Raw genomic sequence first — 22,109 nt, 5'->3', positions numbered from 1 at the left:
CCCCTTCGCACAAAGCAAGGGAGTACCTCTAAGAACGCCCAAAGGCTGTTTTGAGCAATTCGATTTGTTTTCCCACTGGATTATCATCTTCTAGAGCACAGGAGGCCGCAGTTTCCCACCCAGCACGCATATAGGTTATCCGCGCTTCTAAACGCAATGAATGAGAAACAAATTGGCGAAAAATTTCTGGCAATTCATGCCAATGCGGGGTTTCAAGTTCCAATGTCGGTGTATGAAGTGACACTTTTACAATTTCTTTTTTTATTTGTTCTGATGACATTTCCCCTTCACGCTCTGCGCGAAGAAGAAGGAGTTGAGAAGCAATTTGCATAAGTCGTGTACTTAAATACATAGCCTCTTTCGCATAAACTGCAGAAACCTCTGCCGAAAGAGAGCGTGCTACTAATTTCCCTTCTGAGTCAATATACGCTGCGGTTTCTTCAATCAGCGCCATTGTTTCTTCATAGAGACGATTAAAAGCATTTTCAAAAGCATTATGCTCAATCATGATAATAGGTTCATCATATGGACGTTTATGTACACTCACGCTTTTATACTCCAAGTATCAGCACAAAATTATACCACTCAACGAACAGAGTATTAAAAAGTTTCTTTTGTTGCTGTATAGAACGCTTTTTTTAAAACTGCTACCTCTTTTAATTTTTTTGCGCAACGCACTTTTTATACTAAGGTTAACGTGCCCAACAAACACTATAGGAATGTTTTTTATAAACGGATCATTTTCCTTGAAAATGACCACTGCCAAGATTGCCGTTTTTCACAATAATAAGCGACTCCAAATTGCAAAGCAATACCCGTTATTATTAAGAGGGTATCGGAAAAAAACGTTTCTGTCATCACTGTTTTTATAATTTGTCCAAACATCGCAAAAATGGTTCCCGTTACAAAGACCGGTAAACTATGTTTGCCTAAAATTGCTAAAGGATGTTTCTGAGAGACATAAAACCATTTATTGATGCGCGGCAAAGAAAGAATGAGAAAGGCTAATGCAAGAACATGGAGTAAACGTGGCAAGCTTAAAAAGGTTTTATTAAAGTTCAACAATGGGGAAGACCAGCCAAGCCACCCCAAAATGCCCCACCAGTTTAAGCGAACCCATAACAGCGCCAACAAGAGATACGCTGCCGCACAAACAATCCAAAAAGACTGAAAAGCGATTTTTTTTCCTTGTTTAAGCGCTAAAGTACTGGTCAATCCTATGACAAATAAGAATTGCCAAGACAAAGGATTTAAAAACCACTTTCCCTTTAAAGGATAAGAAGGAGGAGCAATTTTATAAAATCCGCAGATAAGATACAGTGTAAAGGAGCCCAAAAGCAGCCACTTTGTTTGTTTACAACTCAAATAAAGGATAAAAGGCGCAAAAAACATCAAAACGATATAAAGAGGAAGAATATTATTATATCCCAATTGATGCCCAAAGCTTAAGGTACTCAAAAATGCGATACCAGGCTCTTTAAAAAAGAGTCCCACATTGTTCATCGATAAAAGTTTTTCTGTTTTCCATAATAAAAAGGCAGCAAAAAAAAGACTTAACGTGACAAAAGTAGTAAAAAGATATGCACCATAGAGCTGCAGAGCTCTGTACCAAAGTTTTCGGATAATAAAAGCAAAGGATTTTTGCTGTAACCGTCCATGAAAGCTTAACCCAAGAGCAATCCCTGAAAGCAAAACAAACACTTCTGCACAATCAGAAAAACCGAAATTTCTATGAGTAAAAGACTCATAGATCGTTCTGGGAATATGGTTGATGAAAATCGTCAATAAGGCTAAAGAACGAAAAACATCAATACGTGTATCACGGCGAAAAGGTTGAGTATTATGCTCAAGAATACCTTGGTATTTCATCAGTGGACTCCCACACGTCACACCCCCCTTGAAGTCCCATAAAAATGGTGCTTACCCTTATTGCCAACAAGCATGAACAGGATGAAATTTTAATTTTTAAGTGTCAAGTTTCATTTTAAGCGTTTATTTTTTAAAAGGCAAAAGTTTTTTAAAGGCAAAAGAACGAAAAGCGTCCATACGTGTATCACAACAAAAAGGCAACATATTATGCTTTAAAACACTTTCATTTCTCATAAGCAGGCTCCCACACACCCACAAATCCTTTAAATTACGTGAAAATGGTGGTCACTTTTATCACAAATAAGCATAATAGAATGAAACTTTAATTTTTAAGCGTTATTTTTTCTAAGAAACAGGGATTTGACATGACAGAACAAAAAAATAAACCAATTGATCCACCTCTTTTCCCTCAGTTGATTTTAACACTTGATGTTCGGCGCAACACCCCACACACATTTTTGCAGCAAATTTTGCAAACAAAGTCTTTTGCATGCGTCATCCTCTATGATTCTGAAAAGTTGAAAGATGATGGCTCTTTTTTACAACAACAAGCGCAAACTTACGCAGAAGATATTCAACATCATGACGCAGCCCTTCTCATCGCTGATGACAGCCGCATTGCTGGGCGCATAAAGGCTGATGGATTGCACATAGAAGATGATCTTAACGCTCTTGAAAGCTTCAAAAATCAGCAAAAGGAACAAAAAATCATAGGCTTTGGCAATTTACGCAATCGCCATAGTGCTATGCTTGCAGCGGAAACAGGTGTTGATTACCTGTTCTTTGGAAAACTCGGGGCTGATAAAAAACCCCAAGCGCACCCCCGCAATCTCCAGTTAGCAACATGGTGGGCAGAAATTATGCAAACCCCCGCCATTATCCAAGCAGGAAGCGATTTTTCAACCTTTGATGAAGTCTTAAAGACTGGATGTGAATTCATTGCTGTAGAAGAAGTCATTTTGGGGAACGACAACCCCTTAATACTGCTTAAAACAATGCAAGAAAAATGTGAGAACACCCCCTTGTAATATAGGAGGAGAATTTATAAATAAAGCGTTAACTTTCGTGTTTCTTATATAGAGCACATAACGGCATATACAAATAGGAGAAAAATTCGTTTCGTTCATTCACAATTCAATCAGATCGCTTCATCACGCAGTAAAATTTCCCATCATTTAGTCAAGTTTTCCCACGTTTCAATCAATTGAATGGAAGGTGACCGTCTCTTTTTGTGCATTGTATAAGAAAATGAAATCATAAAGCTATTTAAATTCAAATAGTTATAAAAATAAATCAACATTTTATATTAATAACCAGCGATATTGAAAGAATATAAACAGTGAAATATAGCGGCACCTTCGAAGACCTTAAAGATATAGTTAAAACAGCTGGATATAAAATCATAGAAACTAAGTCTCTATCACTTAATTCTTCTAAAGGATATCAGATCAAAACCTCCGAAGGAGGTGTTATTAATTGGTATGAAAGTACAGGAACAATCAACGTTCAAGGCAAAGAATCCGCTGTGACAAATCTAGAAAAAGCTTTGGTTAAACACATACAAGAAACATCAACGAATCCTTCTCCAAAGACTGCTTCCAATACCTTAGAATCTTCTCCTAAAAAAATTTTTATCGTTCATGGTCATGACCGTACTGCCCTAAAGCAACTTACATCTATTCTTAATGATTTTAATCTTGAACCATACATTTTACAAAATACTGGCGGGAATGGCTTAACCATCATTGAAGCTTTAGAAAAAGGAATCTGTAGCGATTTCATAAAATTTGGTATTGTGCTGCTTACTCCCGATGATATAGGCTATGCCAAATCTGCCGGCAAAAAAACAGCACAACCCCGTGCACGACAAAACGTTATTTTCGAAATGGGCATGTTAATGTCTGCGCTTTCTCGCAAAAATGTCGCTATTCTAAAAAAACAAGACCTTGAACTCCCTTCAGATATTAATGGAATTATATACCTTCCTTTTAAAGAACACGTAAAAGAAACACTTAAAGATCTTTCTCATCGACTATGTGAAGCCGGCTTCAATTTAGATGCAAAGAAATTAGATGAAAAGAAAGTTACTCATGCATTAAATTCAATTTGAATAATGCTTATGTTTATTTTTTAAAGCGCACGCCCAAAACCACAAGGCACTCCACCACATTCCACAGACACACATCCTATAGCACAGAGAAACGATCACCCCCCACTCTTATTCAAACAGCAAGCGATTGTGCAAATTTTAATGAAGAGACCGCGCGTGAATTCACTACCGTAGAAGATCATTTTAGTCTCTTTGATAAACGCGGAGGCTGTTGTCATGATTTTGGTAATTGTTCCAGAAAGGTTTAAGAGGCAGCCTCTGATTAGATTAAAGAAAAATAGGAAATTCACGTCGGGCATGTACTACAGCTACAATTTCGATTTGATTTGCAGCTACTCGATACAATATAAGGTAATTTGGATGTGCTACAATTTCTCGTAATCCTAATACCTTCTCACTCTGTCTGTATAAATATGGATGTTCAGCCAATGGCAGTACGGATGCTTCCAAAAACCTTTTCATTCGGCGGCGCGCAGCAGATGGATTTTCGCGAGCAATATAGGTAACATCTGACGCAAATCGTCACGCGCCGAAGACAACCAAACAACCGGAAGCATCACTTGTCCTGTTCAGCTTCAAGCTGACTGATTATAACTTCCATTTCAGCCATAACCTCATCATGCGGAATAGGAGGATATGGATTTGCAAGACTGCTCGCTACCTTATCGCGCAGCCATGCAGTGTAGCTGCTTTCCTGTTCAACGGTTTCGAACTCTGAAATTAGCGGAGAAAGGGTGGGCTTCATAATATATGTCCTTTCTATTCCTGAATATTGGAGATAATTACTCTTGTCTATGTTGTCAATATTAGCGAATTGAAAATGTTTAACTTTTAAGCGTCCAAAGTTCTTTTGATCTTAAAACTTAAGGCTTTTTAACCCTCTCAAAAAACACGGGGGCTAATGTCATGATTTTGACAATCATTCCAGAGAGATTTAAGAAGCGGATAGCCTCTCATAAAAAAACAAATTTTGTAAGTAAAAAACTATTTTTATTGTAAATTTTCTAAAATTACTTTATGAATTAAAAGATGTTTTGGTCGCATACGCAACGACCAAGAGGGTCTTGAAAGCCCGAAAATCTAAACATGAATTTACCCCACTTTGTGGGTATCCCGGAATTCCGGGAGTTTTTGCTATGTCCAGGTGCTTTAAGCACTAAAAGCAAAAAAAGCTGATTAGATTTCAGTACTTTCAAGCTCCCGGAATACTCATGCGAGGGCGCTCGCAACCGGCGGGGAAAAATGCAATCTCAAAATCTTAATATTGATCTTTTTATTGGCAAAAAAATTCGTTTGAGACGAAAAATGCTAAAAATGTCTCAAACAACTTTAGGACACGCTTTAGGTGTCACTTTCCAACAAATTCAAAAATATGAAAAAGGCTTAAATCGTGTCAGCGCAGGGCGTTTAATGGAAATTTCTGATATTTTGAATGTTCCCATTGCCTTTTTTTATGCCGATATCATTACAAAACAACAGCCCCCATATCATCATGATGAAATCGCATCAAACACAGAGGAATACCTGCTGCTCAAAAGATTTAGAGTTCTAACAACGGTAAAAAAGAAAGCCTTTTTACAGCTGATCTCTGATGAGAATGCAAGCTAACATCACACGGATAGCGTGCGCTATTCATAAGCATTCATACGTATTTTAAAAAGCAACCTCCATTGTAAGCATTTTTTCATTTTAGGGGGATAAGCCATTGATATAATAGAAGATAAGCATCTTTACATACGATAACCCCTCATCATTATTATTTTTAACAGGACTGTATTATTTTTAACAGAACTGTTTTAAACAGTCTGTCTCTCGTCGACATTTATGCTACTTTTTTAACTTACCCAACCCTACCTTGAACCAAGACGAAAAACTGAGAGATAAAAAGTAATATAGAAATGAGATTCTTATACGGCTTGTAATGATGAAAAAAAAATGTGAAAATTCTGATCGGTAATGAGGAGAAAACACCATGATCAAGAGAAGCGTGAAGCTGCTTATCTTAGGCGTGATTGGGCTTGCAAGTTCTGCTGTAATTTCAGCGGGAAACACTGAAGAAATCTCAAATTCTGAAAGCTCTTTCAATACGATTCAAGAAGCTTCAAACACTCAAGAACCCTTTCAGCCCTTAAAAGCTGGAGACTATGACCAAGCCTATGACTATTACATCCAAGGTTATTATTTAAAAGCTTTTCGTGAAGCACTCCGACGTGCTGAAAAAAATGATCCTTTTGCACAAACTCTTCTTGCCCGAATTTATATGGAAGGATGTGCTGTTCCTATTGACGGTGCGCGTGCTGCTTTATGGTTTGAACGCGCTGCAAAACAGGGGGAACCCCAAGCACAACTACGCTATGGACTTATGTTGTTTGATGGTAACTTTATAAAACAAAATCAAGGACTTGGTGCGAAATTCATTCAAAAAGCTGTCAAAGCAGGCGTCAAGGAAGCCTATTTTTATTATGGACAACTGCTTCTTTATAAAGCCTCACAGGAAAAACAAGCTCTCCCTGGTGTTTCTTCCCAAAGTCGTGAAAATGAAGCAATAGAGCAAGCCTTAAAATGGTACTTAAAAGGTGCTGCTCTTGGGGATGCTGATGCTGCTTTTTCTGCTGCAAAAATTCTTTCCTTAGGCACGTTAAAGCGACCAAAAGATGATCGCAATGCCCGCAAGCTCATGGAGGTAGCGGCTCAAAACAACCACTTAAAAGCTCAACTTCATTTAGCACAATGGCTTGTACAGGGGCGTGGAGGAGAAACAGATTTTCAGCGTGCTTTTCATTTACTTCAAAGAAATGCGATCAACATGGTAGCACCAGCACAGATTTCCCTTGCAAGGCTTTATCGAGATGGCACAGGAACAAAAGGCGATATAATAATGGCAGCGGCATGGTATATGCTCGCAAAGGAGGCAAAAATGCAAGCTCCTGATCTTGAAATAATGCTCCAAGGCATGGATAAGGCACAACTAGAAAAAGCGCACAAAGAAGCAATAAAGCTCCTTCCTGTTTTTTAAATACTCCTCTCTGCATCAAAAAGATAAAATTTATAGAAATTCCGGGAGATTTTGCTCTGTCCAGGTGCTTTAAGCACTAAAAGCAAAAAGGCTGATTTGAGTTCAGTATTTTCAAGCTCCCGGAATACCAACGCGAGGACGCTCGCACTCGGAGGGGGCTTTAAAATGCGAGCCAAAAATCTTGATAACGACATTTTCATTGGTAAAGAAAACGCACTGGTATCATTTGCTTAAGCAAACAATATCCAATAAGCAAAAGAGCTAGGCTATCCCGAAAATTCCGAAAGCTCTATTTTTTCATTCTTTTTTCTTGGACGAAAAACATGCCGACTCTCAGTAAAAAACTATTTTTTATTGTAAATTTACTGAAATTACTTTATGAATTGAAAAGTGTTTTGGTCGCATACGCAACGACCAATAGGGCCTTGAAAACCCTATAATCCGAACGCGAAAATAAACCCGCTTTTTGGGTATCCCGGGATTCCGGGAGTTTTTGCTATGTCCAGGTGCTTTAAGCACTAAAAGCAAAAAGGCTGATTCGGATTCAGTATTTTCAAGCTCCCGGAATACCAACGCGAGGGCGCTCGCACTCGGAGGGGGCTTTAAAATGCGAGCCAAAAATCTTGATAATGACATTTTCATTGGCAAAAAAATTCGTTTGAGACGAAAAATGCTAAAAATGTCTCAAAAAACATTAGGTCAACATTTAGGTGTTACTTTCCAACAAATCCAGAAATATGAAAACGGCTTAAATCGTGTCAGCGCAGGGCGTTTAAAAGAAATTGCCGATATCTTAAATGTTCCACTTGTCTTTTTCTATGCGGACACCTCAGCAAAACAACAGCCCCCATACCCTCATGATGAAATCGCATCAAGTACAGAAGAATACCTGCTGCTCAAAAGATTTAGAGTTCTAACCTCGATAAAACAAAGAGCCATTTTACAATTACTCTCTGATCAAAATGAAAGCTTTTAACATCATGACATAGAGCACTACACTCTCTGTTCTTAACTTGCCTCCCACCCCTCAAAGGACAGAAGCCCCTTCCCTATCCGGTTGGGAAACAATCCGTCTTCTCAGAACAGAACTCTTTTAGCTTCCCATTTTATGTGGTTCATTTCACAAAATTATCCGGACAAGCTCCCCCTCAAATATTCACCACACACTCTCATAAAAACATCACATGTGCAAAATTTGATACCTTATAGCACCACACCTCAAACGATAGTATTTTACAGCAAACAGGATAAGCATTCATACGTATTTAAAAAAAGACATCCCTCAAAAAGCAATGCTTGAAAATTTTTTTGATCAATCTGGAATAACACTTAACACATCATTTTATAATAGAGATGGAGGACATGATCTTAACATGCAAACGCAAAAAATTGCTTTTTTATCATAATCACTAAAAGCAGCTGTTTATTAAAATATACGCCACCAGAAGCACTTCAAACAGCCTTTACAGCTGAAACCATTATTCATTGATTAATTAACTGATTGATTAGATACCGATATGTTGTTAATGTGCTATGCGTAAAGTTGCTCTTATTTCTGGAAGAGGAGCTTTGCAAATAAAGAGCAACAATAAGTAAGGGGAATTAAAGATGTTAAAATATTTATTGCTGTCACCGGTTGTGTTGGTGGCTGGTTGCGCATCTGTAGGCAATTATTCATCAAATTATGTTGATCAAAGTCTTACAAAGCGTCAGGCACAATTAGTTGCTAACAAATTTATTAGCGATATCAAGAGATCTCTACCACCAGCTACAACCACACTTCTTATAAAGAAAAATAATACAGCAGACAGCTTTACTCCTTTATTTATCAATCTGTTGCGACGGAATGGATATAATGTGATCTATACAGATCAACCTCAAAAGCAGCAAAACATGGGTGTGAATTTGAGTTATAGAATAAGATTAAATAGTAGCACTATAGTGTCTCTTCTTCAGTATAGTGTGAACGGAGAACCACGTGCTCATATAAGTACTCAGCCCAAATGAACCCGCTATTTAATGTAAACATTCTCTATATTTTACACGTAAAGACTTAAAAGCTCTTGCGAAAGGCAAAGAGATTTGCACCTCAATAAAAAACCTCATTTTTAGCCAGAGTGGATAAATTTTATTATAGATTGTGACAATACAAAATAGTGTAAATTATAGCTTTAAGATTTAAGAAAAGAAGAATACTAAAAATAATGAAAATGCCCCACACCCTAGTGAATTGTTACGCGAAGATGTAAATGCAAAACTTGGACTATCTGTGATTGAAGCAGCTGAAGAGTTTTCTATATCCCGTGTAGCATTTTCTAGGGTCTTGGTAAAATCCTTATAACGACATTTTCAGTGGCAAATTCATTGGCAAAAAATTCGTTTGAGACGAAAAATGCTAAAAATGTCTCAAACAACTTTAGGACACGCTTTAGGTGTCACTTTCCAACAAATCCAGAAATATGAAAACGGATTAAATCGTGTCAGCGCAGGGCGTTTAAAAGAAATGGCCGATATCTCAAATGTTCTACTTTCCTTTTTCTATGCTGATATCTTAACAAAACAACAGCCCCCGTACTCTCATGATGAAATCGCATCAAGTACAGAAAAATACCTGCTTTTAAAAAAATTTAGAGTCCTAACCTCGATAAAACAAAGAGCCATTTTACAATTACTCTCTGATCAAAATGAAAGCTAACATCATACGATAACACACACCACGCTCTATCCCATGAGACACTCATAATAAACTCCGTATTCACATATTCTTAATTAAAAACACCTCATGGGTTTAGGGAACTTATATCATTACCATCAATTATATCATTGCCATCAATGATGATATTTTACGACACAACGGGATAAATTTCCCCAAAAATTCTAAAAAATTTTTGTGCAAATTTTTAAAAAGCTTGCGTCTGAGCGCTTTTTATGGTCTTGCAAAGAACTGAAAAGCAAAAATACATAAAGGTCCTTTTTTACTTAAGCTTTTCTCTTTGCAAAAAGCAGGAGAAAGCCCATAAAGAGCACACAGGACCATGAGAGAGCCGCAAGGTTAATCAAAGGGATTTTAGCCCGAAAATAACAAAAGAGCTTGACTGTTAAAGGCAGCAAAGAAAAGCGCCATAAAGACAACAAGAGAGTTCTTTTTGCAAGAATAGAATTGGATAGAAACGATGAAAATTAATGGCAATGAAATTCGCCCTGGTAATGTGATCGAACATCAAGGAAGTTTATGGGTTGCTGTTAAATGCAACGCTGTAAAACCAGGAAAAGGTGGTGCATTTAACCAAGTTGAAATGAAAAATTTGATTGATGGTACAAAACTTAATGAACGATTTCGCGCTGCTGAGACCGTTGAACGCGTGCGCCTTGAACAAAAGGATTTCACATTTCTTTATCAACAAGGGGATGCTTTGGTCTTTATGGATTCAGAATCTTATGAACAACTTGAACTTCAAAAGGATTTTGTTGGCGAACGTGCTGCGTTTCTCCAAGATGGGATGACTGTCACAGTTGAACTTTATCAAGAAAAGCCTATTGGCATCTCACTTCCTGATCAAGTTGCTGTCACGATTGCGGAAGCCGATCCTGCCATCAAAGGACAAACGGTTACCTCCTCTTATAAACCCGCCATTCTTGAAAACGGGATTCGTATTCTTGTTCCCCCCTTTATGAATGCTGGTGAACGTATCATTGTAGACACCAATGAGTTGATTTATTTGCGTCGTGCAAATGAAAAAGATAAATAAAGGAATAAAAAATGGCCCATTCTGCAGTCATGAATGTCATGGTGCAAGCTGCAATGAAAGCAGGACGCTCGTTGGTACGTGATTACGGTGAAGTGCAAAATTTGCAAGTGTCTTTGAAAGGACCAGCAGATTATGTCAGCCAAGCAGATCGCAAAGCGGAAAAAATTATTTTCAATGAATTAAGCAAAGCGCGCCCCAAATTTGGTTTTCTGATGGAAGAGTCAGAAGAAATCATTGGAGAAGATTCACAACACCGTTTTATTGTTGACCCTTTAGATGGCACCACAAATTTTCTCCATGGCATTCCTTTTTTTGCTGTTTCCATTGCCTTAGAAAGCCAAGGGAAAATCGTTGGTGGTGTCATTTACAATCCCGTGAATGATGAACTCTTCACCGCAGAACGCGGGTGTGGTGCTTTTTTCAATGACCGACGCTGTCGCGTTTCTGCACGGCGCAGACTAGAAGATTGTGTCATTGCCACAGGCATGCCTCATTTTGGTCGCCCAAATCATGGAGCCTATCTTATTGAATTACGTAATGTGATGGCAGAGGTTGCCGGACTTCGCCGTTTTGGTGCTGCTGCGCTTGATTTAGCTTATGTTGCTGCTGGAAGAACCGATGGCTTTTGGGAAGATAACCTGCAAATTTGGGATATGGCTGCTGGAATACTGATGGTTCGTGAAGCAGGTGGTTTTGTCACCGATAAAGAAGGCGGTAGCGATATATTCCGCAAAAAAAATATCATTGCCGGCAATGAACACATTCGCCTAAAATTAGAAAAAACCCTCAAAAAAGGCATTTAAACCTAAAAAGATCTAGCAGATTACGTCAGCCAAGCAGATCGCAAAGCGGAAAAAATTATTTTTAATGAATTAAGCAAAGCGCGCCTCAAATTTGGTTTTCTGATGGAAGAGTCAGAAGAAATCATTGGCGAAGATTCACAACACCGTTTTATTGTTGACCCTTTGAGATGGCACCACAAATTTTCTCCATGGCATTCCCTTTTTTGCTGTTTCCATTGCCTTAGAAAGCCAAGGAAAAATCGTTGCTGGTGTCATTTACAATCCCGTGAATGATGAACTCTTCACCGCAGAACGCGGATGTGGTGCTTTTTTCAATGACCGACACTGTCGCGTTTCTGCACGGCGTAGACTAGAAGATTGTGTCATTGCCACGGGAAATGCCTCATTTTGGTCGTCCAAATCATGGAACCTATCTTATTGAATTACGCAATATAATGATGGAAGTTGCCAAACTTCGCCGTTTTGGTGCTGCTGCTCTCGAATTTAGCTTATGTCGCCGCAGAAAAAACCGATGGTTTTTGGGGAGATAACCTGCAAATTTTTGATAAAACTACCAGCATACTGATGCTTCGCAAAACCGGTGGTTTTGTCACTGATAAAGAAGGCGGCAGCGATATATTTCGCAAAAACACATCATTGCTTGCAATAAACACATTCGCCTAAAATTAGAAAAAACCCTCAAAAAAGGTATTTAACTCTTACAGTTTTTTACAAAACCCTTAGAACCTTAAACAAACCATGTGAAGAAAGAGTTTTTTATTTTCTTTACAGAAAACGATAGGAAATAACTGATTAGATAGTGACAAAAAACATCACCACGAACAAAAAATGTACTTGCTATACCCCCCACAAAAGCAATCCCCAATAGCTTACCTTATTGACGTTTCTGTTATTCAAATTCCCCTGCAAACAAGCTGCAAAAGGCAATAAAAACAAATCCCATCATAACAAAACGCCCCAAAAAGCAATTATCGAACCTGAGGCAAAAGCCTCTCCTACTTCTCTTGAGAGATCATTCTTACACTGCACGCAAAAATATTGACTCTAGAAGAGCCCACTCTCTCCTTTTTGGTAAGAGCTGCTCTACATTACTCTCACTGCTTATCAATATGTTTCACCACCGCGTGTGATAACAGAGGTTTCAGTAAATTCACCGATTCATACAATTGTTATCAGCTTCTCCTTCTTTTCAGCATTATTCTAAAGTATGTATCAAATAGGCATAAGATTTATTGCACTTCAAATAGTTATTTGCGAGAACCGCTGCCTGTATTTCATTCTCAAACTGTTCTTTATTTTTATCAATAGCCTCTTCCAGCACCTTTACCTTCTCATCCCCAAAGATAACTTGTAATTTTGTTTGTGTGGTAAGCTTCTCCCAAAAAATCAACCGGTTATCGCATTTCTCATTTGATGATTTCATCCACTCTTTAACGCCTAATTTGTAAGCTTCTTCAAATGTTGGTATCTTTTCATCAAGGACTAGGTCTTTTTTCTCTTCTTTATCTCTCTCTTTACAAACCTCCATTGCCCTTTCAACCGTAGAGTAACAACAACTTTTATCAAAGGCAATATATCCTTCTTTCACCGTATCAATAAGCATCTTATAGTAAATGAAAGTTTCTCTTGCCGCCTTATAATCACTGGAAACATCATACAATAAGGATAGAAGCTCTCTTTTACAAATGCATAGTACACTACTGTCACCAGGCATACTCCCAAATCCTCCCAGTTTTTTTAGCGTTTCATATTCAGTATATTTAGGTATGTCTTCAAAGTAAATTTCCAGAGATGCTAAGTCACGATAGAGCCCTGAAGCTTTATCTTTTTGTTGCTGTTCGTATTCAGCTGTAATCATATCATCAATCATATATAACCACCAATGAAACAACAGCATTGTAGGCTTATAGCGCTTTTTTTTCGTCAAAGGGTCCACAAACTTTCGTAATGTGACACCATTCTGTCTCATGAATCGCACAACTTTAGGATAAGTTTCTTTAAAAATTGGACGCATCATTAATTCATTTATTCTTTCGATGTGCTCAGCAGTAAATTCTACTTCCAGCGCCTTTTCATAGAGAAAAAATATATCTACATATCCTTGAGCACAAATATCTTGTACCATTGGATGCTGCTGTTTTTTAGATTCATAAGATTCAGAAATGTATCCAATTTTTTTTATCTCTAATATACTCCTTTCCCATTCCTTTACTTCTTCATCCCATTGTTTAATCCATTTTGGCGATATTTTTTGAGTTTTTTTAACAAGCCTTTGTTCCCATTGTGCAATAATATCTTGGTATATCGCGCACTCTCGATCTTTTAGCTGCCATAATTTCTCATATTTCTCAAGTTGTTCACTTAATTGCTTTTTCTGATAATTTGCTAACCAAAGACTATAGATTATGCTCCCTATTATAACTATTCCTACTATAACTATGAAAGTATCGTGATCACTCATTCTTGCTTTCTTTTATTCTCACCAGTATTTAACGCAGCTCTTTTATCGATCCCTCGATATTGTATCAATATGTATATAATTGATTCAGGATTTGCTATATATTCTATTTTTATGAAAAAAATAAACAAAATATAGATATTTTTATTGGTAAAATAAAACAATTTGTATTTAATTGTACTGCTCTAATGATTTATGCACTTTTAAGAAGAGCTTTATAATTCTTAAAATGCACTCCCACAATATTGGTTCAAAGTACTCAAAAGCCTAACACAGCAAAACATGGCTGCGTGCTCACCTTGTTTTATAAAATTGATAAAAAGCGTCTTTCTACTCATTTATCGGCTCTTTTTTAGTAAAGCGACATCATCATACACTTTCCTAATCCCCTCAATATTACTACAGCCCCTAAAACTTGAGACGCTTCATGAAGAAGACTTATTCTTTCTTTAAGTATTTTTACTTCACGCGAGCTCTCTCTGCTTGGTATATGCAAGAGACATGGTTTTGACTAATGCAACATAATCAAATTTGAAACGAGAAATTCCATGTAAGATCTCTCATGAAAAACAATGAGTTATCATTATAAATCAACGTGACAGTGCTGTTATAAAGAGAACTCCTCGCTCATCTTAATAGTCCATAGCGATTTAACTGGATATCGTTTTATATTCTGTACACAGAAGTGTCTTTATAAAAATACTTCATCTCAGGCAAAAAAAAAGAACAGCCTATTAAAAAAGAAAAACATCTCAATGCTTGCCTTTCTTTTTTCCATGAGAGTTTCAAATTGATAAGCCTGTCTGAAAAGAGTACTGTTTATGCCCTTAAAAATACTGCTCTTGTATCAAGATCACTTACTCAGATGAGAATTGCAGTTTAGCCAAATGCGCATAAACATTATTTTTTTATAATGAGTTGTGTGTTCCTTCTTCCACAAAAGCGCCTTTATCCATCACGAGAATACGATCTGCTTTTAAAACTGTTGCCAAACGATGTGCAATGACCAAGGTTGTATGATTTGCATCAATCCTTCTAAGGCATCTTGCACTAACTTTTCACTGTTTGCATCTAAAGAAAATGTTGCTTCATCAAGCAGTAAAAGTTTGATTTATAATAATAATTCATTGTTTTGTATGTTGAATGAGAATCCCGAATACCGTAAGATTCTCTCATTTCAAACCTGTTCCATGGTGAACCAATCAAAACCATGTCTTTTGCACGTACCAAGCGGAGAGAGCCCGCGTGAATAAAAAAACTATTAAGAAAGGACTTAAAATGCCTATAATAAATTATCTCAAGTGCCAAGGGCTGTAGCAACATCCACGAGTTGGCAAATACAATGATGGTGCCGGCTTACAACAAGAGGGGTGCATTTCTTAAAATCGCCCGTGCAATACCGATGCGTTGTTTTTGCCCCCAGAAAGCATAGTACCACGTTCTTCTACTTGCGTATCAAAGACGTTTGGTAAAGCTTGAATAAATTCAAATACATTGGCAGCTTTAGAAGCGGCAAAAATTTCCTCTCCATGGGTATGTTCAGTTCCAAAAAAGAAGAAAAGTTTGCAATTATTTTATTTCAAGTCTTTATACTCTAGGGAAGAAAGGATTTTTGCGTGTATTTCAAAATGATTTTTGAATTTAAAAAACGCAACCACAATGATTTATAGACCCATCTGTTTATGTCGGATGCGTTTTTGAATTAATATTTAAAGTGCACTCTTTGATAGGATCAAAAACTCATCGTTTGCAATCGTTTTGTTTAAAACCCTTGTACCCCATAAAAAGGAGGCTTTTACATGCCAATATTACCAAAACGATTTTTGAATTTAGAAAGACGACCACCACGATCTACGAGCGTTTGGGAGCCACCTGTCCATGCCGGATGCGTTCTTGGATCAATATCTAGATTAAGAGTATCGCCTTCTTTTCCCCAAGTAGAGCGCGTCGTATATTGGGTTCCATCCGTCATAACAACGGTAATTTTGTGATAGTTGGGGTGAATATTCGCTTTCATGCGTCAAACCTTTTGCGTTTATAGAATGAAATAGCACTTGCTTGTTTTTTTAAGTGCACTTCCTTTGTCTTTTTGATACATTGATTAAAGTATTTATTCCTATAACTGAGCACGCATCAAAAAACAAGTGTTCAAGATACATCATTGTATCAAGTGTTACAAATCCAATACAGTGAGCAAAATTTTATGACATTACGTTCTCGTTCAGAAAAATCGACAAAGCCTTCCCCTAAGAAATCTTCATTCTCTTCGCTTGCAATTTTTGTTCCTTATCTTTTGCGCTATCGTTGGTTGTTTATCTTTGCTTTTCTAGCGTTATCTGTTGCTGCTCTTGTCACATTAGCTTTGCCTGTGGCTATCCGCCAAATGTTTGATCATGGGTTTTCTACTTCAAGCCATGGACATATCAATTTTTACTTTGGAATTTTGTTTATCTTAGCCTTGTTTCTCGCATTTGCTTCAGCAGCCCGTTATTACTGTGTTATCACCTTGGGAGAACGGATTGTTGCCGATTTACGGCGTGATGTGTTTGTCCATATTATGAAACTTTCTCCTGCTTTTTTTGATCGGTCACATTCAGGAGAGATTGTTTCAAGGCTTCTAACAGATACCACACAAATAAAATTAGCTGTGGGCTCTACCGCCTCTACCGCTTTGCGTCAGCTGATTATCGTGATCGGAGCCGTCGTGATGATGGTGATCACCAATGCTAAATTGTCTTTGTTGGTTTTAGCGGCTATTCCTGTTGTGGCCATTCCCTTGGTAGTCTTTGGACGTAAAGTTCGCTCTCGTACCCGCGCGGCGCAAGATCGTCTCGCAGATGCCAATGCTGTTGCTACAGAGCAGGTAAGCGCTATTCGCACTGTGCAAGCTTTTACCGCTGAAAAACTCGTTACAATACGTTTTTCACAATTGATAGAACGTGCTTTTCAAACAGCACGTGCTTCTGTAATCTTGCGCTCCTTTTTTACGGGGTTTGCAATTTTTTTGGTTTTTAGCAGTGTGGTTGCTGTTTTATGGATTGGATCGCGCGATGTTTTGAATGGAACGATGACAGGAGGAACATTAGGGCAATTTGTCCTTTATGCGGTTTTTGGAGCTTCTACTTTTGCGCAATTATCGGAACTGGGAGCAGAATTAATCCAAGCAGCAGGCGCTGCTGAACGGCTTGCCGAATTGTTACAAGAGCAACCTACTATTGTAGCACCTAAAAATCCTTTATCATTGGAGCAACCTATTCGAGGTGAACTTGTTTTTGATCAGGTTGATTTTACCTATCCTTCTAGACCACAAGAGAAGGTTTTACGCTCGCTTTTATTTTCTGTAAAAGCAGGCGAAACGGTTGCTTTTGTTGGGGCTTCCGGAGCAGGAAAAAGCAGCATTTTTTCTTTGATCCTTCGTTTTTATGATCCGACAAATGGAACAATTCGGTTGGATGGCATGGAAATTAATCGCCTTTCTTTACAAGATTTACGCAGTGCAATTTCCTATGTTCCACAAGATGTCGCCATTTTTGATGGAACATTGCGTGATAATATTATTTTTGGAACTGAAACTACCCATGAAGAGGAAATCCTTGCTGCCGCTAAAGCGGCTAATGCACTTGAATTTATTCAAGCTTTACCAGATGGCTTGGATACGCAAGTAGGAGAACGTGGTACCATGCTTTCTGGGGGGCAAAAACAACGCATTGGTATTGCACGGGCAATTTTAAGAAATGCACCCCTGTTGCTGCTTGATGAAGCAACATCTGCTTTAGATGCAAACAGTGAAAAGTTGGTGCAAGACGCTTTAGAAGGATTGATGCAAAATCGAACAACATTGGTCATTGCGCATCGTTTGGCAACAATTTTAAAAGCAGATCGTATTCTTGTGATGGATAAAGGCGCCCTTGTGGAAGAAGGAACCCATGCCGAACTTGTGGCAAAAAATGGCGTTTATGCTTACCTCGCAAAACTCCAATTTTCGCCTGAGTAAGTGATCTTGATACAAGAGCAGTATCTTTAAGGGCATAAACAGCACTCTTTTCAGACAGGCTTATCAATTTAAATCTCTCATGGAAAAAAGAAAAGCAAGCATTGAGATGTTTTTCTTTTTTAACGGGCTGTTCTTTTTTCTGCGCAAGATGGAGCATTTTATAAAGACACTTCTGTGTACAGAATGTAAAATGATACCAAGTTAATCTCTATGGGCTATTAAGATGTGCAAGGAGTTCTCTTCATAATAGCACTGTCACGTTGATTTATAAGGATAATTCATTTTTTTTCATGAAAGATCATGAATACCATAGGATTTTCTCATGTCAAACCCTCATAGTGAGTCAAACAAAATCTCTTGGCTTGCACATCACAAGCAGAGTTGGCGTGTGGAGTAAAACAGTACAAGAAAGAGGTAAAATACCTCCCTTGCCCCTTTACGTTCTAAGGGCTGTCAAAATATTGGGGCGCTGGCAAAAAGTATAATAGGTGCTCGCTTTCTTGAAGCCTTTATGCGGGCTCACTTGATAGGCTCTAGGGACACAAGCTCTATCCTAAAGACTGACCACACTCTTTAAAAAACTGAATATTAAAATTTTTTCATGCCCTCTCTCACCGCTCTAAACAATAGTGTTTACCGAAAATCATGACAAATTGTAACTCACAAATACGCTTCTCTCTATTGCAAGAGTATCCTTTTATGCTCTTTCAAAAACACGAACACTTTTTGAATATTGTTTGCAGATCCGTCTTATTGAAAAAGAGCAAAGACTTTTTTAGCACTTTTGGGCTTCTTATAACTTTTGTATGAGCGCGTATAAGCAACAGCTTTTATAATAAACTGGCTTTTGGCAAAATTGTAAAATTTTATCAAATTTATTGTTTTTAAATATCACCACGACTACTGTTCTGCTCTTGCAGACACGCAACCTCAAAACACTTTCTCTTTGCTCACAAATCGTCTCTCCAGCTCTCTCTTTCAGGCATAGCCCATAAAAATAAGGATAGAGTACTTCGATTGAACACCATCTTCTCACACCACCACCAACGCCATCATTTATATTTACAGCTCTCAACTTTATAGCCACCCCCTGTCGTGCTTTAAGAAGGCATTTTAACGATGATAAGAACATGTACAAAGAGGATATATCTTTAGGGTATTTATGTTTTAAAGCTTGCACGAAATCGTAATTTTTTTGTATAGCGAGTCAAGCATATGCAGAACTGACACCCTAACCATTTCAAACCATTCAGCTGTTTCAGGAACAGATAAGCCAAGTTCTACGATTATATCTTCAACCACGAATTCACCGAAGTACGGAGGATTTTCATCATTTTTTAGCGCTCCCTCTTCAGTGATCCTCTAGATAATTAACTTCATTCAGCATCTATACCAGCAAAGCGAAATATTACGTGCTAATTTTCCTTTACATTCATTAGCCAAGCCCCCTCAAAATGACCTTTTAATAAATAGAGCTAAAAGGATAAGTCTTCAAAACCATTTGGTGAGATAGCTATATCAAGAGCACCTAAAATACGCCTTAGTTTCTAAGAATAGGCGATTTTCCCCCTTTTATTGTATCAGTCTTGTAGAACTTTAAACCCTTTATCTTCAAATCAAAAAATCATAATTGGATTATATTGCATAAAGATGCTTTTTCTCATTTTTCCATTTAACACACGATAAGTTACCATTTAGGCACGATGAGAAGCTTGCCCCTTATATCATGATTTCAAAACCGCATGAGAAAAACAAAATAAGCCGTTTTTCTGTCTTAAGGTCAAGGATGCCGTTAGGCGCAACTTGTAAAGGGTTGCCTTGAGGCTTAAGGACCCAAAGCTTGTTAGCCCCTTCATTGAACGCGGGTCTGATGTCATTATTTTGGAGAGCGATTATTAAGAATTTGAGAGGCAGACAGCCTCTCATTTTGATTTGTATGCAAACGAATTGCACCCTATTTATTCAGGGAGAATAAGAACATACCCAGGAGGTGCTAAACGGAATAAGAGAGCGTCGTAACCCCACGCAGCAGACAGGCAGCAAATAGAAGAAACGCCTTCAGCAATTGCCATGAGTAATGCGAACGATATACCGGCTTCATCTGCTGTTGCGTCACGGCGTTCTAAGTAGTATCCGACAAAAAAGAAAAAGCACCCTATTCCACTCACCGACCCAAAAACTTTTAATGCGGTATGAACCGGTCCACGTATGCTGAGCAAGATAATAAAAATTATGAAAGTAAATACTGTAAAGATCCCTTCGAATACCCCACGCACCATATTGCACAATTTTCGCATCATAATTGCAGAAAAGCTCTGTTCTGCGTATCGATTTTTTCTTTTGATGCTTGTATTCTTAGAAGATATGCTGTTATTTTTAGAAGATATACCGTCCACAACTCCCCCCGTTTTAAGCCAAGATGCTATGAAGTTAGTTATCTTTAATTATATCATCAAAAAATACAAGAAAAATTTATCCATTTTAACGAAAAAATAGGTGTTTTATTGAGGTACAAATCTATTTTCTTTCGCAAGAGTTATTCAATTCGTTCGCCAATAGAAAAACTACCCCCATTGAAGAGGAAGCTATCCTGACGCAGAAAAGCTTCATAAGCTGTATTCCAATCCACTCATACATCAAAACTCTCTAATCTACCCGCTTAATCCACCTTTAAAACTGCAATCAAATAAATTCTGCTGATGACAAGTAATGATAACATGAAAAAGAAAAAATATCACAATATCAAACTCTTCAATACAGTATGAGCTTTCTGATTTTCACTCAAAAAGCAAGTGCCCACCCATGAACGACACCATACTAAAGTGCTGTGCATTCACAAATTTCCTAGCATTATCTCCCCTTCTCGAAATTGCACCTCTCCCGCAATCTTATCTCTCGATAGCACCCATTAAAGACTTTTAAAAGGTCCAAGGAAAAAACTCTCTGAGAAAGCTTTCAAGCCTAAAATGCCCCCGCCATTTTTATCATGATGAGGGCACAAAAAATCACGCAGAAACATGCAAAATCTCTCCGCATTTAAAAACAGGGCTTGTGCTTCAATCGCACGCTTTTTCTTGTTCTTTTGTCCATTGTCCCAAGGCCGCAAGATGGTTCATCCGAGCCCGATGACGAAATGCCTTCTGTGCAACAGCAATATTTTCATCTTTTCCCGCCCATGCTTTTAAGGCAGCTGCTTGCAGTGCTCGTCCATAGGAAAAGGTCAATTTCCAAGGCAATACGCCCAAAGAATTCATGGCAGATAAATGCGCCGTTGCTTCCTGATCAGACTGCCCTCCAGAAAGAAAAGCAATTCCTGGAACAGCAGCAGGAACCGTTTGTTTAAGCACTTGGACAGTCTTTTCAGCAACTTCTTCAACAGAAGCCTTGCGAGCATCCTTTCCATCAATCACCATATTGGGCTTTAAAATCATCCCCTCCAAAAGAACACGAGCTTCAAACAATTCTTTAAAGACAGCCTGCAAAACAGTGCGTGTCACCTCAAAGCAGCGTGTAATTGAATGCCCACACGATGATCCATCCATCAACACTTCCGGCTCAACAATGGGCACAATATTGAACTCCTGACATAAGGCAGCATAGCGTGCAAGAGCTTGTGCATTTTGTCTTATGGCGCCTCTTGTTGGCAAAGTGTGTTCATCAATAGCAATTACCGCACGCCATTTAGCAAAACGTGCTCCCAAAGCATAATAATTTTTTAGCCGCTCACGAAGACCATCCAACCCTTCGGTAATTGTTTCTTGGGGAAAAGCAGCCAAGGGTTTTGCACCGGTATCAACTTTAATCCCTGGCAAAGCGCCTGAATCCCGAATAAGATCCGTCAACATTTTCCCAGTTGATGCTTTTTGCCGAATGGTTTCATCAAATAAAATAACCCCAGAGATGGCGTTTTCCATCGCTTCTTTTGTACTAAAAAGCATTTCACGATAAGCACGGCGCTTATCTTCATTGGATTCAACACCAATGCTTTCAAAACGCTTTCCAATGGTCGCCGTACTTTCATCTGCCGCCAAAATACCTTTACCTGCATGCACCAAAGCAAGTGCAATATCTTCAAGCCGTTCATTCATAAAAAATTCCTCTTTATTTTGT

At 38.2% G+C, this 22,109-nt stretch carries 18 protein-coding genes and 2 pseudogenes; 11 read left to right on the top strand and 9 right to left on the bottom strand.

Annotated elements, in window-relative coordinates; all coding sequences use genetic code 11:
- Positions 1-28: 28 nt before the first annotated feature.
- Both ACFILL_RS03640 and ACFILL_RS03635 read right to left on the bottom strand, forming a co-directional pair.
- Positions 29-547: a DUF1465 family protein gene (locus ACFILL_RS03640; RefSeq protein WP_273790470.1), complete on the bottom strand. Its 519-nt coding sequence runs from the start codon at positions 545-547 to the stop codon at positions 29-31.
- Positions 548-726: 179 nt separating this feature from the next.
- Positions 727-1,869 (bottom strand): OpgC family protein, encoded by a 1,143-nt coding sequence (locus ACFILL_RS03635; RefSeq protein ID WP_375643261.1) that lies wholly within the window; start codon positions 1,867-1,869, stop codon positions 727-729.
- 365 nt (positions 1,870-2,234) lie between these two features.
- Between ACFILL_RS03635 and ACFILL_RS03630 the strand changes: the two genes are divergently transcribed.
- Together ACFILL_RS03630 and ACFILL_RS03625 are read left to right on the top strand one after the other, a co-directional pair.
- Complete coding sequence (locus tag ACFILL_RS03630; RefSeq protein WP_273790472.1) at positions 2,235-2,897, top strand: thiamine phosphate synthase; 663 nt, start codon at positions 2,235-2,237, stop codon at positions 2,895-2,897.
- 311 nt (positions 2,898-3,208) lie between these two features.
- Complete coding sequence (locus ACFILL_RS03625) at positions 3,209-3,979, top strand: TIR domain-containing protein (RefSeq protein ID WP_375643260.1); 771 nt, start codon at positions 3,209-3,211, stop codon at positions 3,977-3,979.
- A gap of 267 nt (positions 3,980-4,246) precedes the next feature.
- Here ACFILL_RS03625 and ACFILL_RS03620 read toward each other — a convergent pair whose 3' ends face one another.
- Together ACFILL_RS03620 and ACFILL_RS03615 are read right to left on the bottom strand one after the other, a co-directional pair.
- The gene (locus tag ACFILL_RS03620; protein ID WP_375643318.1) at positions 4,247-4,477 is read right to left on the bottom strand and encodes a type II toxin-antitoxin system RelE/ParE family toxin; all 231 of its coding nucleotides are present in this window, start codon (positions 4,475-4,477) and stop codon (positions 4,247-4,249) included.
- 58 nt (positions 4,478-4,535) lie between these two features.
- Positions 4,536-4,724, bottom strand: a complete 189-nt coding sequence (locus ACFILL_RS03615; protein ID WP_375613201.1) for an antitoxin — start codon at positions 4,722-4,724, stop codon at positions 4,536-4,538.
- 497 nt (positions 4,725-5,221) lie between these two features.
- On the opposite strand from ACFILL_RS03615, the gene ACFILL_RS03610 reads away from it, so the two are divergent.
- The 8 genes and pseudogenes from ACFILL_RS03610 to ACFILL_RS03575 form a co-directional block, all read left to right on the top strand.
- Positions 5,222-5,587 (top strand): helix-turn-helix domain-containing protein, encoded by a 366-nt coding sequence (locus tag ACFILL_RS03610; protein WP_375643258.1) that lies wholly within the window; start codon positions 5,222-5,224, stop codon positions 5,585-5,587.
- Positions 5,588-5,951: 364 nt separating this feature from the next.
- The gene (locus ACFILL_RS03605) at positions 5,952-6,995 is read left to right on the top strand and encodes a tetratricopeptide repeat protein (RefSeq protein WP_375643257.1); all 1,044 of its coding nucleotides are present in this window, start codon (positions 5,952-5,954) and stop codon (positions 6,993-6,995) included.
- A 607-nt stretch (positions 6,996-7,602) separates the two neighbouring features.
- Complete coding sequence (locus ACFILL_RS03600) at positions 7,603-7,971, top strand: helix-turn-helix domain-containing protein (protein ID WP_273790479.1); 369 nt, start codon at positions 7,603-7,605, stop codon at positions 7,969-7,971.
- 632 nt (positions 7,972-8,603) lie between these two features.
- Positions 8,604-9,002 carry a hypothetical protein gene (locus tag ACFILL_RS03595; protein WP_375643256.1) on the top strand — a complete coding sequence of 133 codons (399 nt, stop codon included), beginning with the start codon at positions 8,604-8,606 and terminating at the stop codon, positions 9,000-9,002.
- Positions 9,003-9,354: 352 nt separating this feature from the next.
- Positions 9,355-9,690 carry a helix-turn-helix domain-containing protein gene (locus tag ACFILL_RS03590; protein ID WP_375643317.1) on the top strand — a complete coding sequence of 112 codons (336 nt, stop codon included), beginning with the start codon at positions 9,355-9,357 and terminating at the stop codon, positions 9,688-9,690.
- Between the two features lie 478 nt (positions 9,691-10,168).
- Positions 10,169-10,744, top strand: a complete 576-nt coding sequence (gene efp, locus ACFILL_RS03585) for an elongation factor P (protein ID WP_015856958.1) — start codon at positions 10,169-10,171, stop codon at positions 10,742-10,744.
- 11 nt (positions 10,745-10,755) lie between these two features.
- Positions 10,756-11,547, top strand: coding sequence for an inositol monophosphatase family protein (locus tag ACFILL_RS03580; protein ID WP_273790481.1), 792 nt, complete (start codon positions 10,756-10,758; stop codon positions 11,545-11,547).
- Between the two features lie 6 nt (positions 11,548-11,553).
- Positions 11,554-12,242, top strand: a pseudogene (locus tag ACFILL_RS03575) (inositol monophosphatase family protein); the annotation flags it as partial.
- A gap of 500 nt (positions 12,243-12,742) precedes the next feature.
- Here the strand turns inward: ACFILL_RS03575 and ACFILL_RS03570 are convergent.
- The 3 genes and pseudogenes from ACFILL_RS03570 to rpmE all read right to left on the bottom strand — a co-directional run bounded on the left by ACFILL_RS03570 (position 12,743) and on the right by rpmE (position 16,022).
- Positions 12,743-14,008, bottom strand: coding sequence for a hypothetical protein (locus tag ACFILL_RS03570; RefSeq protein ID WP_375643254.1), 1,266 nt, complete (start codon positions 14,006-14,008; stop codon positions 12,743-12,745).
- 905 nt (positions 14,009-14,913) lie between these two features.
- Positions 14,914-15,110, bottom strand: a pseudogene (locus ACFILL_RS03565) (ABC transporter); the annotation flags it as partial.
- Between the two features lie 690 nt (positions 15,111-15,800).
- Entirely contained in the window at positions 15,801-16,022 is a 222-nt protein-coding gene (rpmE, locus tag ACFILL_RS03555) for a 50S ribosomal protein L31 (protein WP_005774581.1), read from the bottom strand.
- 186 nt (positions 16,023-16,208) lie between these two features.
- On the opposite strand from rpmE, the gene ACFILL_RS03550 reads away from it, so the two are divergent.
- Positions 16,209-17,999, top strand: coding sequence for an ABC transporter transmembrane domain-containing protein (locus ACFILL_RS03550; protein ID WP_375643253.1), 1,791 nt, complete (start codon positions 16,209-16,211; stop codon positions 17,997-17,999).
- A gap of 1,958 nt (positions 18,000-19,957) precedes the next feature.
- Here the strand turns inward: ACFILL_RS03550 and ACFILL_RS03545 are convergent.
- Together ACFILL_RS03545 and ACFILL_RS03540 are read right to left on the bottom strand one after the other, a co-directional pair.
- On the bottom strand, positions 19,958-20,299 hold the full coding sequence (locus ACFILL_RS03545) for a hypothetical protein (protein ID WP_375630921.1): 342 nt from the start codon (positions 20,297-20,299) through the stop codon (positions 19,958-19,960).
- Between the two features lie 756 nt (positions 20,300-21,055).
- A complete protein-coding gene (locus ACFILL_RS03540) occupies positions 21,056-22,087 on the bottom strand; it encodes a class I fructose-bisphosphate aldolase (protein ID WP_273790486.1) in 1,032 nt (343 codons plus the stop codon).
- Positions 22,088-22,109 lie beyond the last annotated feature (22 nt).

Source organism: Bartonella sp. AP20NXHL, assembly GCF_042196165.1.
Taxonomy (GTDB): domain Bacteria; phylum Pseudomonadota; class Alphaproteobacteria; order Rhizobiales; family Rhizobiaceae; genus Bartonella.
The sequence above is the reverse complement of the archived record's forward strand: the minus strand, read 5'-3'. Positions and strand labels throughout refer to the sequence as shown.

Coding starts and splice junctions, on each gene's coding strand:
- ACFILL_RS03580 (WP_273790481.1), top strand. CDS start 10,756: ATGGCCCATTCTGCAGTCATGAATGTCATGGTGCAAGCTGCAATGAAA.
- ACFILL_RS03635 (WP_375643261.1), bottom strand. CDS start 1,869: ATGAAATACCAAGGTATTCTTGAGCATAATACTCAACCTTTTCGCCGT.
- ACFILL_RS03605 (WP_375643257.1), top strand. CDS start 5,952: ATGATCAAGAGAAGCGTGAAGCTGCTTATCTTAGGCGTGATTGGGCTT.
- ACFILL_RS03570 (WP_375643254.1), bottom strand. CDS start 14,008: ATGAGTGATCACGATACTTTCATAGTTATAGTAGGAATAGTTATAATA.
- ACFILL_RS03615 (WP_375613201.1), bottom strand. CDS start 4,724: ATGAAGCCCACCCTTTCTCCGCTAATTTCAGAGTTCGAAACCGTTGAA.
- ACFILL_RS03545 (WP_375630921.1), bottom strand. CDS start 20,299: ATGATGCGAAAATTGTGCAATATGGTGCGTGGGGTATTCGAAGGGATC.
- rpmE (WP_005774581.1), bottom strand. CDS start 16,022: ATGAAAGCGAATATTCACCCCAACTATCACAAAATTACCGTTGTTATG.
- ACFILL_RS03540 (WP_273790486.1), bottom strand. CDS start 22,087: ATGAATGAACGGCTTGAAGATATTGCACTTGCTTTGGTGCATGCAGGT.
- ACFILL_RS03610 (WP_375643258.1), top strand. CDS start 5,222: ATGCAATCTCAAAATCTTAATATTGATCTTTTTATTGGCAAAAAAATT.
- efp (WP_015856958.1), top strand. CDS start 10,169: ATGAAAATTAATGGCAATGAAATTCGCCCTGGTAATGTGATCGAACAT.
- ACFILL_RS03595 (WP_375643256.1), top strand. CDS start 8,604: ATGTTAAAATATTTATTGCTGTCACCGGTTGTGTTGGTGGCTGGTTGC.
- ACFILL_RS03550 (WP_375643253.1), top strand. CDS start 16,209: ATGACATTACGTTCTCGTTCAGAAAAATCGACAAAGCCTTCCCCTAAG.
- ACFILL_RS03600 (WP_273790479.1), top strand. CDS start 7,603: ATGCGAGCCAAAAATCTTGATAATGACATTTTCATTGGCAAAAAAATT.
- ACFILL_RS03630 (WP_273790472.1), top strand. CDS start 2,235: ATGACAGAACAAAAAAATAAACCAATTGATCCACCTCTTTTCCCTCAG.